This is a genomic window from Curtobacterium sp. PhB191, from assembly GCF_004346515.1.
Classification (GTDB): Bacteria; Actinomycetota; Actinomycetes; order Actinomycetales; family Microbacteriaceae; genus Curtobacterium.
The window spans coordinates 207,647-221,188 of record NZ_SMBV01000002.1; the positions used below are offsets into that span (position 1 = coordinate 207,647).

At 70.3% G+C, this 13,542-nt stretch carries 15 protein-coding genes; 8 read left to right on the forward strand and 7 right to left on the reverse strand.

The annotated features are described in order from the left end of the window. The first annotated feature begins 111 nt into the window (after positions 1-111). Complete coding sequence (locus EDF48_RS04195; protein WP_131878684.1) at positions 112-1,416, forward strand: citrate synthase; 1,305 nt, start codon at positions 112-114, stop codon at positions 1,414-1,416. 76 nt (positions 1,417-1,492) lie between these two features. Here EDF48_RS04195 and dapD read toward each other — a convergent pair whose 3' ends face one another. Then, positions 1,493-2,479: a 2,3,4,5-tetrahydropyridine-2,6-dicarboxylate N-succinyltransferase gene (dapD, locus tag EDF48_RS04200; protein ID WP_131878347.1), complete on the reverse strand. Its 987-nt coding sequence runs from the start codon at positions 2,477-2,479 to the stop codon at positions 1,493-1,495. Between the two features lie 131 nt (positions 2,480-2,610). Here dapD and dapE point away from each other — a divergent pair, with 131 nt between their 5' ends. Then, entirely contained in the window at positions 2,611-3,693 is a 1,083-nt protein-coding gene (gene dapE, locus EDF48_RS04205; protein ID WP_123294103.1) for a succinyl-diaminopimelate desuccinylase, read from the forward strand. Continuing rightward, positions 3,678-4,922, forward strand: a complete 1,245-nt coding sequence (locus EDF48_RS04210) for a hypothetical protein (RefSeq protein WP_131878349.1) — start codon at positions 3,678-3,680, stop codon at positions 4,920-4,922. The genes dapE and EDF48_RS04210 overlap by 16 nt, the downstream gene beginning before the upstream one ends. Here EDF48_RS04210 and EDF48_RS04215 read toward each other — a convergent pair. After that, on the reverse strand, positions 4,901-6,136 hold the full coding sequence (locus EDF48_RS04215; protein ID WP_243692372.1) for an AI-2E family transporter: 1,236 nt from the start codon (positions 6,134-6,136) through the stop codon (positions 4,901-4,903). The two genes, EDF48_RS04210 and EDF48_RS04215, sit on opposite strands and share 22 nt — an antisense overlap. Before the next feature lie 127 nt (positions 6,137-6,263). Between EDF48_RS04215 and EDF48_RS04220 the strand changes: the two genes are divergently transcribed. The 4 genes from EDF48_RS04220 (at position 6,264) to EDF48_RS04235 (ending at position 8,384) form a co-directional block, all read left to right on the forward strand. Then, positions 6,264-6,437 (forward strand): DUF3117 domain-containing protein, encoded by a 174-nt coding sequence (locus tag EDF48_RS04220; RefSeq protein WP_123673120.1) that lies wholly within the window; start codon positions 6,264-6,266, stop codon positions 6,435-6,437. 124 nt (positions 6,438-6,561) lie between these two features. Next, a complete protein-coding gene (locus tag EDF48_RS04225; RefSeq protein WP_131878351.1) occupies positions 6,562-7,290 on the forward strand; it encodes an AAA family ATPase in 729 nt (242 codons plus the stop codon). Positions 7,291-7,332: 42 nt separating this feature from the next. Beyond that, entirely contained in the window at positions 7,333-7,833 is a 501-nt protein-coding gene (locus EDF48_RS04230; RefSeq protein WP_123340709.1) for a helix-turn-helix domain-containing protein, read from the forward strand. Positions 7,834-7,835: 2 nt separating this feature from the next. Continuing rightward, positions 7,836-8,384 (forward strand): PIN domain-containing protein, encoded by a 549-nt coding sequence (locus EDF48_RS04235; protein WP_131878353.1) that lies wholly within the window; start codon positions 7,836-7,838, stop codon positions 8,382-8,384. A gap of 2 nt (positions 8,385-8,386) precedes the next feature. On the opposite strand, the gene EDF48_RS04240 is transcribed toward EDF48_RS04235, so the two are convergent. Beyond that, positions 8,387-9,019 (reverse strand): class I SAM-dependent methyltransferase, encoded by a 633-nt coding sequence (locus tag EDF48_RS04240; RefSeq protein WP_123294100.1) that lies wholly within the window; start codon positions 9,017-9,019, stop codon positions 8,387-8,389. Positions 9,020-9,083: 64 nt separating this feature from the next. Here EDF48_RS04240 and EDF48_RS04245 point away from each other — a divergent pair, with 64 nt between their 5' ends. Then, a complete protein-coding gene (locus tag EDF48_RS04245; protein WP_123340711.1) occupies positions 9,084-9,458 on the forward strand; it encodes a twin-arginine translocase TatA/TatE family subunit in 375 nt (124 codons plus the stop codon). A 94-nt stretch (positions 9,459-9,552) separates the two neighbouring features. Here EDF48_RS04245 and EDF48_RS04250 read toward each other — a convergent pair whose 3' ends face one another. The 4 genes from EDF48_RS04250 to EDF48_RS04265 form a co-directional block, all read right to left on the reverse strand. Beyond that, positions 9,553-10,839 (reverse strand): carbohydrate-binding protein, encoded by a 1,287-nt coding sequence (locus EDF48_RS04250; RefSeq protein ID WP_165932310.1) that lies wholly within the window; start codon positions 10,837-10,839, stop codon positions 9,553-9,555. A 167-nt stretch (positions 10,840-11,006) separates the two neighbouring features. Beyond that, entirely contained in the window at positions 11,007-11,855 is an 849-nt protein-coding gene (locus tag EDF48_RS04255) for a methyltransferase (RefSeq protein WP_131878357.1), read from the reverse strand. 10 nt (positions 11,856-11,865) lie between these two features. Then, entirely contained in the window at positions 11,866-13,026 is a 1,161-nt protein-coding gene (locus EDF48_RS04260) for an Mrp/NBP35 family ATP-binding protein (RefSeq protein WP_123294097.1), read from the reverse strand. Continuing rightward, positions 13,019-13,519 (reverse strand): DUF1003 domain-containing protein, encoded by a 501-nt coding sequence (locus EDF48_RS04265; protein ID WP_111085044.1) that lies wholly within the window; start codon positions 13,517-13,519, stop codon positions 13,019-13,021. Before EDF48_RS04265 ends, EDF48_RS04260 begins: the two co-directional genes overlap by 8 nt. Between the last annotated feature and the right edge of the window lie 23 nt (positions 13,520-13,542).

A 13,542-nucleotide genomic window follows, 5' to 3' on the forward strand; every position in this document is an offset into this window, starting at 1 on the left:
CAAGTCGTGACCATCGATGTGTGCACGAGCGACAGACGCCGCGATTAGGCTGTCAACGTGACTGACACTGCCAACGACGCTCAGAAGACGGCCACACCGCCCACGACGCCCGTGCCCGTAAGTCCCGCCGCCGAACAGACGGGCGAGACCGCGACGCTGACGTACCCGGGCGGCAGCGCGGAGTTCCCGATCCTGCCGAGCGTCGACGGCGCGTCCACGATGGACATCTCGACGTTCAAGAAACAGACCGGGATGAACACGCTCGACTACGGGTTCGTGAACACCGGGTCGACCAAGAGCGCGATCACCTACATCGACGGCGACGAGGGCATCCTGCGGTACCGCGGGTACCCGATCGACCAGGTCGCGTCGAACTGCACCTTCCTCGAGGTCGCGTGGCTCCTGATCTACGGCGAGCTGCCCGACGAGTCCGAACTCGCCGACTTCGACGCCCGCATCCGTCGGCACACCCTGCTGCACGAGGACCTCCGGCGCCTGTTCGACGCGCTCCCGCACTCCGCGCACCCGATGTCCGTGCTGTCCAGCGCCGTCAGTGCCCTGTCGACGTACTACGAGGACGACATGGACGTCGACGACCCGGAGAAGGTCGAGCTGCAGACCGTGCGGCTGCTCGCCAAGCTGCCGGTGATCGCCGCCTACGCGCACAAGAAGTCCATCGGGCAGGCGTTCCTGTACCCGGACAACGGGCTGTCGTTCGTCGACAACTTCCTGCGCCTGAACTTCGGCACCATGGCCGAGACCTACCAGCCGAACCCGGTGCTGTCGAAGGCCCTCGACCGGCTCCTCATCCTGCACGAGGACCACGAGCAGAACGCCTCCACCGCGACGGTCCGCCTGGTCGGCTCGACGAAGGCGAACATGTTCGCGTCGATCTCGGCCGGCATCAACGCCCTGTACGGGCCGCTGCACGGCGGCGCGAACGAGGCCGTGCTCGAGATGCTGCAGCAGATCAAGGACTCCGGCGAGCCGGTGCAGCGCTTCGTCGAGCGGGTGAAGAACAAGGAGCGCGGCGTGAAGCTCATGGGCTTCGGACACCGCGTCTACAAGAACTACGACCCCCGCGCGAAGCTCGTCAAGGAGTCGGCCGACGAGGTCCTCGAGTCCCTCGGCGTGCAGGACGACCTGCTCGACATCGCGAAGGAGCTCGAGCAGATCGCGCTGAGCGACCAGTACTTCATCGACCGCAAGCTCTACCCGAACGTCGACTTCTACACCGGCATCATCTACAAGGCGATGGGCTTCCCGCCGCGCATGTTCACGGTGCTGTTCGCGATCGGCCGCCTGCCCGGCTGGATCGCGCAGTGGCGCGAGCTGAACAACGACCCGCTCAACAAGATCGGTCGCCCGCAGCAGCTCTACGTGGGTGCGCCGAAGCGGGACCTCCCCGCGCGCTGACGCGCGTTCTCACCCGCGAAAGCGACAGAGTCCCGCGAACAGTTCGCAGGACTCTGTCGCTTTCGCGGGGCCAGGCCTACGCGTGGAGCGCGGTGTTGAGCTGGATGCCCTCGCCCTTGCGCTGCAGCGCCTCGACGGCGCCGGACAGGCTGTTGCGGCGGAACAGGACGTTCGGGGTGCCGGACAGCTCGGCGGCCTTGACGGTCTTCGGCGTGCCGTCCGGGTTCGGTGCGGCGCCGACCAGGACGACCTTCGTTCCCGCCGTGACGTACAGGCCGGCCTCGATGACGGAGTCGTCGCCGAGGGAGATGCCGAGACCCGCGTTCGCACCGAGCAGCGCGCGCTCGCCCAGGGAGACCCGGTGCGTGCCGCCGCCGGAGAGCGTGCCCATGATGGACGCCCCGCCGCCGATGTCGGTGCCGTTGCCGACGACGACGCCCTGCGAGACACGGCCCTCGATCATGGCGTCGCCGAGGGTGCCGGCGTTGAAGTTCACGAAGCCCTCGTGCATGACGGTCGTGCCCGGTGCCAGGTGCGCCCCGAGACGGACGCGGTTGGCGTCACCGATGCGGACGCGGTCCGGCACGACGTAGTCGACGAGACGGGGGAACTTGTCGATGGCGTGCACGGCGATGCCCGCGCGCTGCAGCGACGGGCGCAGGCGGGTCAGGGACTCCGGGTGGACCGGCCCCGCGTTCGTCCACGCGACGATCGGGAGGTACCCGAAGACACCGTCGAGGTTGATGGTGTTCGGACGCACGTGCAGGTGGCTCAGCAGGTGCAGACGCAGGTACGCGTCCTCGGTGCTGGTCGGGGCGGCGTCGATGGTGACCTCGGTGGTGACGGCCTCGATCCGGACCTCGCGGCGGGGGTCGTCGCCGACGTGCGCCTGCAGTGCTGCCGGGAACACCGCGTCGGTCGGCAGCGGGCCGAGGTGGGTCTCCGGGTACCAGGTGTCGAGCGTCGTGCCGTCGGCGGCGATCGCCGCGAGGCCGTGGCCCCAGGCGTGCGTCGGGCGGTCGGCGGTGGCGGTCGGGTCGGTGGCAGCGGTCGTGTCGGTCACCGCACCAGGGTACCGACGCACTGGACGGGAGCACCGGACCGACCGGACGGACGCTGCGGAACCGCACCGTGCCTCCCGGCCGCCGTGCCGTGGGCCAGCGCGACGGGAGCGACGGCAGATAAGGTGACCGCATGCCGGAGCAGCTCGACCTCACCGCCTCGTCCATCGACATCACCCGTGCCATCTGCGACATCGAATCGGTGTCGGGGAACGAGCAGGCCCTCGCTGACGCGATCGAGGCGGTGCTCGCACCGCTGCCGCACCTCGAGGTGATCCGGGACGGCGACGCGATCGTCGCCCGCACGAACCTCGGCCGCGACCGCCGCGTCGTGATCGCCGGGCACATCGACACCGTGCCGCTCAACGACAACCTGCCGACCGAGTTCCGCACCGCCGAGGACGGCACCGAGATCCTGTGGGGTCGCGGCACCGTCGACATGAAGGCGGGCTGTGCAGTGCAGCTCAAGCTCGCGTACGACCTGGTCGAGCCCTCGGTCGACGTCACGTGGGTCTGGTACGACCACGAAGAGGTCAGCGACCTGCTCAACGGCCTCGGTCGTCTCGCCCGGACCCGTCCGGAACTGCTGGCCGCCGACTTCGCCATCCTGGGGGAGCCGTCCGGCGCGCAGATCGAGGGTGGCTGCAACGGCAACCTCCGCGCCGAGATCCGCACGTTCGGCAAGCGTTCGCACAGCGCCCGCAGCTGGATCGGCGACAACGCGATCCACAAGACGGCACCGATCCTCGCCACGCTGGCCGCCTACGAGCCCCGCACCGTCACGGTCGACGGGCTCGAGTACCGCGAGGGCCTCAACGCCGTCGGGATCAGCGGCGGCATCGCGGGCAACATCATCCCGGACGAGGCGATGGTGCACGTGAACTACCGCTTCGCGCCGTCGCGTTCGGCCGACGAGGCCGTGGCGCACATCCGCGAACTCTTCGACGGCTACGACGTGACCATCGTCGACCTCGCCGCCGGTGCCCGCCCCGGCCTCGACGCCCCGCTCGCGCAGGACTTCGTGTCGGCGGTCGGTGGCCCGGAGCCCCGCCCGAAGTACGGCTGGACCGACGTCGCCCGCTTCTCGGCGCTCGGGGTGCCCGCGGTCAACTACGGACCCGGCGAACCCGTCTTCGCCCACCACGACGACGAGCAGGTCCCGGTCGCGCAGATCACCGCGGTCGAGGCCGGCCTCCGTCGGTGGCTGACGGCCTGACGACGGCCGGGGCCACCCGGCCGACCCCTGCACGCACCCGTTGGCGCGCCCGCTACCGGGTGGTGCCGTGGTGGGTCCGCATCACGGTCGTCTACGTGCTCGCCCGGTTCGTCACCGGACTGATGATGCAGGCCTTCGCGAGCGTGCAGGCGGCGAACTCGTTCACCGTCCAGCACCCGGCGTACCTGTCGTTCGCGTCGATCTGGGACGGTGCCTGGTACCGCGTGATCGCGACCGGCGGCTACCCGTCGACCCTGCCCGTGGACGCGGCAGGGCACGTGACCGAGAACGCGTGGGCGTTCATGCCCGCGTACCCGTTCCTGGTGCGTGGCCTGATGCTGCTCACCGGAGCGTCGTTCGAGTTCGTCGCGGTGGTGGTCTCGCTGCTCGCCGGACTCGGCGCTGCACTCGTGTTCCGTCGCCTGATGGGGCGCTTCCTCGACCCGGCGCGGGCGACCTTCGCCACGGTGCTGTTCTGCGTCGCGCCCGTGTCGGCGATGTTCCAGGTGGCGTACGCCGAGTCGATGGGGCTGTTCCTGCTGCTCGTCGCGCTGCTGCTCATGGTCGACCGGCGGTGGTGGACGATGCTGCCCGTCGTGCTGCTGCTCGGTATGACCCGGCCGACCGGGCTCGCGTTCGCGCTGCTCGTCGTGCTGTTCGTCGGCGCCTGGGCGATCCGGCCAGCGTGGGTGCGGTCGTCGGAGCCGCTCACCCTGCGCCGCCTCGTGCCGCCCGCCGTGGTCGCGGTCGTGTCCGGACTGGTCGGCCTGGCGTGGCCGGCGATCGCCTGGGCCGTCACCGGGGTGCCCAAGGCGTACACCGACACCGAGCTCGCCTGGCGGTCGTCCTACGTCGGGTGGCAGGAGCTCGTGCCGTTCGCGCCGTGGATCCAGGGCTTCGGGTGGTGGTTCCACCAGCCCGCCGGCGGGGTCCTGCTGGCCGTCGTGGTCGTCGGCTTCGTGGCGTTCGTCTGCATGCCCGCAGCCCGGGTGATCGGGATCGAGCTGCGCCTCTGGGGCATCGCCTACGTCGTGTACCTGCTCGCCGTGTTCTTCCCGCAGTCGAGCACCTGGCGGATCCTGGTGCCGATCGCGCCGCTGCTCGGCATCGTGGCGCTGCCGCGGTCCCGCGTGTACCGGGTGGCCGTCGTGGTGGCGTTCGTCGGGCTGCAGTGGGTCTGGCTGTACTACTGCTGGTGGATCGACGGCTACGACTGGACCCCGCCGTGATCGGCACGGCGCTCACGGGCCTGGGCGCGGGCCAGGAGCCGTGCGGCGGGACCGCTCCGCTCGCGCTTCGGCACCGTCGCTGACATCGGCTCCGGGTCACCCGGCCGCCAGTTCGCCGCCGCCACGACCATCGCGTTGACGGTGGCGATGAACGGCACCGCGAAGAACGCGCCGACGACACCCGCGATCGTCGTGCCCGCGGTCACCCCGAGGACGACTCCGAGCGGGTGGACCTTGACGGCCGTGCCGGTCAGGAACGGGTGCAGGACGTGGCTCTCGAGCTGCTGCACGACCACCACGATGCCGAGCATCACGAGCGCCGGCACCCAGCCGTTGAAGACCAGGGCGATGAGCACCGCGACCGCACCGGCGACGATCGCCCCGACGACGGGGACGAACGCGCCGAAGAAGACGATCACGCCGATCGGGATCGCCAGCGGGATCTGCAGGGCGAGCGCGCCGATGGTCACGCCGAGGGCATCGGTGACGGCGACGACCAGCTGGACGCGGATGAAGCTCGTCAGCGTCTTCCAGCCGGCGTGCCCCGCGACGTCGATGCGAGCACGTGCCCGGCGCGGGAAGAGCCGGACGACCCACCCCCAGATGCGCGGGCCGTCGATGAGCACGAACAGCGTCGTGAACACGATGATGAACAGCCCCTCGAGCACGTGCACGGCGCCGGTGCCGGCGGCCTGGAACCCGGACAGGATCGTCGCGGCGTGCGCCTGCAGGTAGTCGAAGCCGTTCGACACCCACGAGTCGACGTCCTTCGCCGTGATCCCGAACGGCTCGCTGTCGAGCAGGGTCCGCAGGGACTGCACGCTGTGGTGGAGCCGGCGTTCGAGCGACGGCAGGTCGGACCGCACCTGCTCGGTGACGAGCAGCGCCAGCCCGCCGAGCGCCAGCACCAGCGCGACGAGGCTCGACAGCACCGCCGTCCACTTCGGCCACCGGTGCCGCTGCAGGAACGACGACATCGGCATGAGCAGTGCGCACACGAGCAGCGCGATGAGGAACGGCACCACGATGTCCTGCAGCAGCACGACCAGCGCCACCAGGACGGCGAGGCCGGCACCGACGACGAGGATGCGCCAGGTGAACGCCGCGCCGATCCGAAGGCCAGCGGGCACTGCGTCGTCGGACCTGCCGGTCGGCTCGGACCGGTCGGGTCGTCCGCTGGGGGACTGACGGCGCATGGAGCGGATGTTCGGCATCCGCCAAGGTTACGAACGGAACCCGCGAAGAACCGCCGATCCGACACCCCCAACCTGGGCGGTTTCGCAGTTGCCCCATCAATACGAGATAATGAGCGGGCATGTACTGCACGAAAGGGGACATCTGATGGCAGCCATGAAGCCGAGGACCGGTGACGGGCCGATGGAGGCTGTTAAGGAGGGTCGACTCATCATCGTGCGGGTTCCGCTCGAAGGAGGAGGCCGCCTGGTCGTCTCGGTCAACGATGCCGAGGCCAAGGAACTCCATGACGCACTCGCTGAGGTCGTCTCGGCCTCGTAGTCGAAAGCACCAGAACGACGGGTCCGGAGCGTGTACGCGCCGGGCCCGTCGTCTGCGTCCGGGGCGCCGCGCCGTCGGCGTGCGCGCCCGTCGCGCTGTCGGTCGCGTCCGACAGGATGGCCTCGTGCCGAGGACCTACATGCCGATCCGCCGCGTCGAGGAGTACCGCGACCCGGACCCGATGCCGCGCGACGTCTGGCCGGCGACGCTGCCCCCGGTGCGGCAGCTGCTCGACGAGGGACTCGACCTCGACCCGGTAACGGTGTTCGTCGGCGACAACGGTGCGGGCAAGTCCACCCTGATCGAGGCCATCGCGCTCCGGTTCGGCATGTCACCCGAGGGCGGCTCCACCCTGGCGAACCACTCGACGCGTCCGTCCGAGTCGTCGCTGTGGCAGCACATCGTCCTCCGCCGTGACTTCGGTGCGCCCCGCGGTGGGTTCTTCCTGCGTGCCGAGACCATGCACGGCTTCTTCACTTACCTCGAGGACAATCCCAACCACTCCCGCCCCGAGCCGGTGTTCCACGAGCGGAGCCATGGCGAGTCGTTCCTCGACTTCGTCATCGACCGCGCGCAGTGGCCGGGGCTCTGGATCCTCGACGAACCGGAGTCGGCGCTGTCCTTCTCCGGCTGTCTGACGCTCATCGCGCTGCTGCGGTCGATCGTCGACAGCGGGGTCGGGCAGGTCGTGCTCTCGACGCACTCACCGGTCCTGGCGGCGTTCCCGGGCGCGACGATCCACGAGGTCGGCGACTGGGGGTTCCGGCGCACCGAGTGGGAGGACCTCGACCTGGTGCGCAACCAGCGGTCGTTCCTCGAGTCCCCGGAGCGGTACCTGCGGCACCTCGAGTAACCGGCTACGCGTTCTTTCGGTTCTTTCGTTTAGGCTGGTCGCATGACCGTCACGACCGAGCCCGCTGACCGCCGCGCGGCATCCCGCACGTACTTCCCGGGCGATGACCGCGACGACCTCGTCGGGCTGGCGAAACTCCTGCACGAGATCGAGCGCGAGGCCCTCGCCGGTGGCGTGGCCGAGCTCCGAGCGCCGGACGGACGGGTCCGGACGATCCCTGCCGAGGTCTTCGAGGTCCTCGAGCAGGTCGCCGATGCGCTCGCGAGTGGGAGCGGGGTCACGGTCGCTCGGAACGACACGCAGATGACCACGCAGCAGGCGGCTGAATTCCTCGGGGTGTCGCGTCCGACGCTCGTGAAGTACCTCGAGGACGGCGCGATCTCCTTCGAGCGGCGCGGGCGGCACCGGCGCGTCCTGCTCCGGGACCTGGTGTCGTTCCAGGACCACTTCCGCAATCGACGCCGCAGCGCGCTGCGCGAGGCCGCGCGGGAAGGCCAAGCGCTCGAACGTCAGCAGCGCGGTGACGGGCCGGCGGAGCGCTGACCGTGGCGTTCCCCGCGTTCTTCGACGCGTGCGCGATCTACGGGATCACCCTCTCGGACCTCCTGCTCCGACTGGCCGATGACGGGGTCTTCCGGCCGCTGTGGTCTGAGCCGGTCCTTGACGAGGTCCGGCGGAACGCCGTCGAGGCGGGTGTCTCGCCGAGCGGGATCGACCGACGGTTGTCGATGATGCGGAAGTACTTCCCGGATGCGCTCGTCACTGGCCACGAGGATCTGGCTGAGGGGCTGACGTGTGACCCGAAGGACCGCCACGTGCTCGCAGCCGCGGTGCGTGCCGGCGCGGACGTGCTCGTGACCTTCAACCTGCGGGACTTCCCGCCGGCATCACTCGCTGTACTCGACGTCGAGACGGTCCACCCGGACGACTTCCTGCTCGACCAACTCGACCTGTTCCCCGGCGTCGTGACCCGGGTCCTCCGCGAGCTCGCCGAGGACTACGTGGACCCGCCGCAGTCGGTCGAGGACATCCTGGACACCCTCCGTCGCGCGGGCGTCCCACGCTTCGCCGACGACGTCCGACGGTACCTCTGACGCTACGCGGTGACCTTCGTCAGCTGCAGCAGCCCGTCACCAGCCGGCGAGAGCGCACTGCGCACCGCACCCGACGTCGACACCTCGGTGAGCAGCAGCCGGAAGTCGGTCGTCGCCCGGTCGCGCTTGACCGGGTCGGCGACGCGTCCGCGCCACAGGGCGTGCGGCACCAGGACGGTCCCGCCGAGGCGTGCGAGCCGCAGCCCGTGCTCGACGTACTCGATGACGTGCTCGGGGTCGGCATCGACCAGGACGACGTCGTACGACGCCTCGTTCATCCGGGGGAGCACCTGGTTCGCGCGGCCCGGGATGAGCCGGATCCGAGCGGGGGCGGTGCCGGCGCTGATGTAGGCGTCGCGGGCGAACTGCTGGTGGTCGACCTCGACGTCGATCGTGGTCAGGGTCGCGTCCGGCGCGCCGCCGAGCAGGTACAGCCCGGAGACTCCCAGGCCCGTCCCGATCTCGATGATGCTCGTTGCTCGGGAGGCTGCGGCGATGACGCCGATCTGCGCGCCGATCGCGGGCGAGATCGCCTCGACACCGAGCTCCAGGGAGTGCTCACGAGCGCGGGCGATCGCCTCGGACTCCGAGACGATGTCCTCGGCGAACTTCCAGTTCGACTCTTTCTCTGACACGCACACTCCGTTCGGTTGACAACTCTAGGGGTGCATCGGAGCCGTACGGGTTAGGCTCGCTCACGTGAACATCCCGCTCGACAAGATCCTGATCATCGGGATCATTGCCGTGCTCCTGCTCGGGCCGCAGCGCCTGCCGATGTACGCCCAGAAGTTGGCCGAGTTCGTGAAGGCCGTCCGCCGGTTCGCCGACACCGCGAAGGAGCGGATGCGCGACGAGATGGGCCCCGAGTTCGACGACATCGAGTGGCAGAAGCTCGACCCGCGACAGTACGACCCCCGCCGGATCATCCGCGATGCGCTCCTCGACTCCGGCGGCGCCAGCAGCGCCGCCGCGGTCCAGACCGCGCAGGTGACCGCCTCCAAGGTGCGCGCGACGGCTCCCGTCGTGCCGCTGGCCGCGGGAGAAGCGCCACCGTTCGACGCGGAAGCGACCTGACGCCCGTCACGTGACCACCTGACGGACGGGAGGCCCGGTGCCAGCTGGCACCGGGCCTCCCGTCGTCGGTATGGTGACGACTACTTCAGGTCGACTACTTCAGGTCGGCGAGGAAACGATCTGTCCAGGCGAGTGCCGCTGCGCTCGGGACGGAGCTGCAGGTGGACGACGCCGTCGTCGAGGCGCAGGGCGTGTCGCGGTCGAGCGACCAGTAGTGGATCCCGGCGAGGCCGTTCGCCTTCGCGTAGGCGGACAGGGTGTCGACGTCGGCGAGGGTGAAGACCTCGTCGGTGGTGTCGTTGACGCCGATCATCGGGGTGACCTCGATCTTCGACGACGCGATGCCGTACGTGTGCTGCAGGTTCGTGACGGCCTGGATCGAGGACTTGCCCATCTGGCAGGTGGAGCCGGAGAGCACGCAGTTCGCGGTGGTCGCGCGGCCGAAGTCCATCGTCATGAGGTTGATCGTGTAGTTCGTCAGGGTCGACGCCTTGATCGCCTTCACGGTGGCGTCGCCGGTGCTGTTCAGCCCGCCGTACGAGCCGTCGCTGGCGGCCAGGGTCGCGAGCGTGAACGAGAAGCGCATGCCCGGGTACTTCGCCTGGGCGAGGGCTGCGGCGCTCACGAGGTTCTGCACGTCGGCGGCCGACTGACCGCTCTCGATGTCGAAGTCGACGCCGATCATGTGCGGGGTCGCGTACCGGGCGATGAACGACTGCAGTGCGGCGCCCGAGCACTTGAACGAACCGGCGGCTCCACCGGTGCTGATGATGTAGTTCACCCCGGCGGCGTCGAGCTTCGGGATGTTGGCGTTCGCGAAGGCATCCGCCGCGACGCCACCCCAGTTCTCGCTGCCGCACGTGCCGGTCGCGAAGGCGAGGGTGATCGCCTTGAGGCCGGGCTCCCGGGTCGACACCAGGCTGTTGCTCGAGCCGACCACCGGGATCCGCGTCCCGGTGACCGCGGTGTTCATGACGTTCGTGTTCCAGTCGAGGTTCACGGTGATGTCCTTGTACGGGCTGAACACCAGTCCGCTGGCCGTGCCGCCGCTCCCGCCCGTGCCGGGGGTCGTCGTCCCCCCACCGGGAGGAGTGGTGCCGCCGCCCGTGCCGGAGCAGGCGCCGGTCGACGTCCACGGCTGGCCGCTGCCCGTTGCCCCGGCGTGCGTCGCGGGGTCATCGCCCTGCGTCCACCAGTTCGCGGTGTAGTTCGATCCGTTCTCGCTGACGGTGGCACCGCCGGAGTACGCGGTGCCGGCGGTCCACGCGGTCGCGCACGACGGTGTCGCGGCGATGGCCGGTGCTGCGGCGAGGGATCCGCCGGCGATCACTGCGGCGACGGTGGCCACGAGGCCGATCCGTACTCGGGTGTTCTGGTTCACACGGTTCTCCTGTCCTCGGCCGGACGTCGTCGTCCGGCGGGTGGAGCCCAGGCGGTCACATTCCGCAAGGGCATTGTGCAATGCCCTTGCATAATGCTCCGGGGTGGAACGACCTGTCCATGAACGAACGTACAGGCGTGCGCCGAGCGGATGGCAGGCGCCCGTCGTCAATCGCGGGTGGCGACGATCGTGTACGTCAGGGGAACACGGTCGCGGTCAGCGTCGGGCCACGCCCACGAGCCGTCGCCGGTGTCCTCCATGCGGGGAGTGAAGCGCCAGGGCAGGGTGCGCCCCTCGTCCAGGCGGCGGAGTCGGAGTCCGGCGCCGAGCAGCGCGTTCACGATCTCGGACAGCGGGTGCGGCCATTCGAACGTGCGGGTGTTCGCCACGGTGCCGTCGCCGGCGTAGGTGCCGGCGTCGTCCCACTGCTGCGCGGTGCCGTCCGGGAAGTACCGGTACCGGGGGACGAGCTCGTCGGCGGTCTCGTCGAGGCCGTAGAGCGCGGGGTGGCCGTCGCGGATGAAGAACACCCCGCCCGGGCGCAGCAAGCCGGCGACCTGTGCGGCCCAGCGGTCGAGGTCGGGGAGCCAGCAGATCGTGCCGATGCTCGTGTAGACGACGTCGAAGTCGCCGGAGACGGCAGCGCGGGCGTCGAGCACGTCGGTCTCCACCCAGGTGACGTCGAGGCCGAGCCGCGTCGCGAGGCCGGCGGCGGAGGCGAGCGCCGCGGGGGAGAAGTCGACGCCGGTGAGCCGGGCTCCCTCGCGGGCGAGCGAAACGGTGTCGGTGCCGATGTGGCACTGCAGGTGGCAGACGTCGAGGCCGGCGAGCGAGCCGTTCGGCAGCCACGGCGTCAGGGCCGGCAGGTCGTCGCGCACGACGTCCGAGCGGTGCGCCGGGTCGGACAGCTCGTCGACGGCGTAGGCGCCCTCGTGGATCGGCACCCGGTCGTCCCAGTTCGCCCGGTTCGTGTCGCGGGCGCGGTCCCAGTCGACGCTGACGTGATCCATGCTCATGCTGACGAGCCTAGGACAGCGACAGCCCCAGCTTCCGCCCGGCCAGTCCGCGCCCCATCGTCGTGATGCCGTCGGCGATCGCGGCGAGGGCGACTGCCGCGGGGTCCTCCGGCGCGCCGAGCACGACCGGCAGGCCGGTGTCCCCGCCCTCGCGGAGCGGCACGGACAGCGGCACGCTGCCGAGCACCGGCACGGGGGCGTCCTGGCCGCGGGAGAGCCGTGCGGCGGTCTCGGCGCCACCGCCCTCGCCGAACAGGTGCAGGACCGAGCCGTCGGGCTGCACGAGCCCGGCCATGTTCTCGATGACCCCGATCACCCGCTGGCCCGTCTGGCGTGCGACGATCCCGCTGCGCTCGGCGACGTCGGCCGCAGCGGCCTGGGGTGTGGTGACGACCAGGACCTCGGCGTGGGGGAGGAGCTGGCCGACCGAGATCGCGACGTCGCCGGTACCGGGCGGCAGGTCGAGCAGGAGCACGTCCAGGTCGCCGAAGAACACGTCGGTCAGGAACTGGTTCACGGTGCGGTGCAGCATCGGGCCACGCCAGGAGACCGCGGTGGAGGCGTCGTCGACGAACATCCCGATCGACACGACCTTCACGTCGTGGGCGACGGGCGGCAGGATCATGCTGTCCACCCGGGTCGGCCGCGGCGCGACGCCGTGCTCGTCGGTCAGTCCCATCAGCCCGGGGATGCTGAAGCCGTGCACGTCGACGTCGACGATCCCGACCCGCAGGCCCCGGCGGGCGAGCGCGACGGCGAGGTTGGCGGTGACCGTCGACTTGCCGACACCACCCTTGCCGCTCGTGACGGCGATCACCCGGGTGAGCGAGTCCGCCGTGAACTGGATGCCGTTCGGCCGGCCGGCCCGCAGGCGTTCGGTCAGCGCGGCACGCGTCGCGGGGGCCATCACCGACACGTCGACGTCGACCGACGACACCCCGTCCACGGAACCGGCGGCGACGCGCACGTCGCGCTCGATGGTGTCGGCGGCGGGGCACCCCACGATCGTGAGCTGCAGGTCGACGCGCACAGCGCCTCCTGGCTGCACGTCGACCCCACGGATCATGTCGAGCTCCGTGACGGGCCGACGGATCTCGGGGTCGATCACGCGGCCGAGCGCAGCGAGGACCGCCGTGCCCAGCTGCTCGTCGGCGGGAGCCGCGTCAGCCACGGGTGGAGCTGCCGGGCTCGTTCGCGTAGCCGGCGTCGTCGGCGTCGCGCCGGTCGAGTTCCTCGAGCAGCGACCGCAACTCGGCACGGATGAAGTCCTTCGACGCCATGTCGCGCATCGCCAGCCGGAGCGCGACGACCTCGCGCGCCAGGTACTCGGTGTCCGCCAGGTTGCGCTCCGCACGCTGCCGGTCCTGCTCGAACTGCACGCGGTCGCGGTCGTCCTGCCGGTTCTGCGCGAGCAGGATGAGCGGGGCGGCGTACGAGGCCTGCAGCGACAGCACCAGGGTCAGTGCGGTGAAGCCGATCGCGGCGGAGTCGAACTGCCACGGCTTCGGCGCGAGGGTGTTGTACCCCATCCAGACCACACAGAACAGGGTGAGGCCGATGAGGAACCACGGCGTTCCCATGCCCCGTGCGATGCCCTCGGTCGCGCGACCGAACGTGTCACCGCGTCCGCCACGACGGCGGGTCGGGAGCACGCGCGTGCGCATGCCCTTGGGGGAGTCGAGGCGGA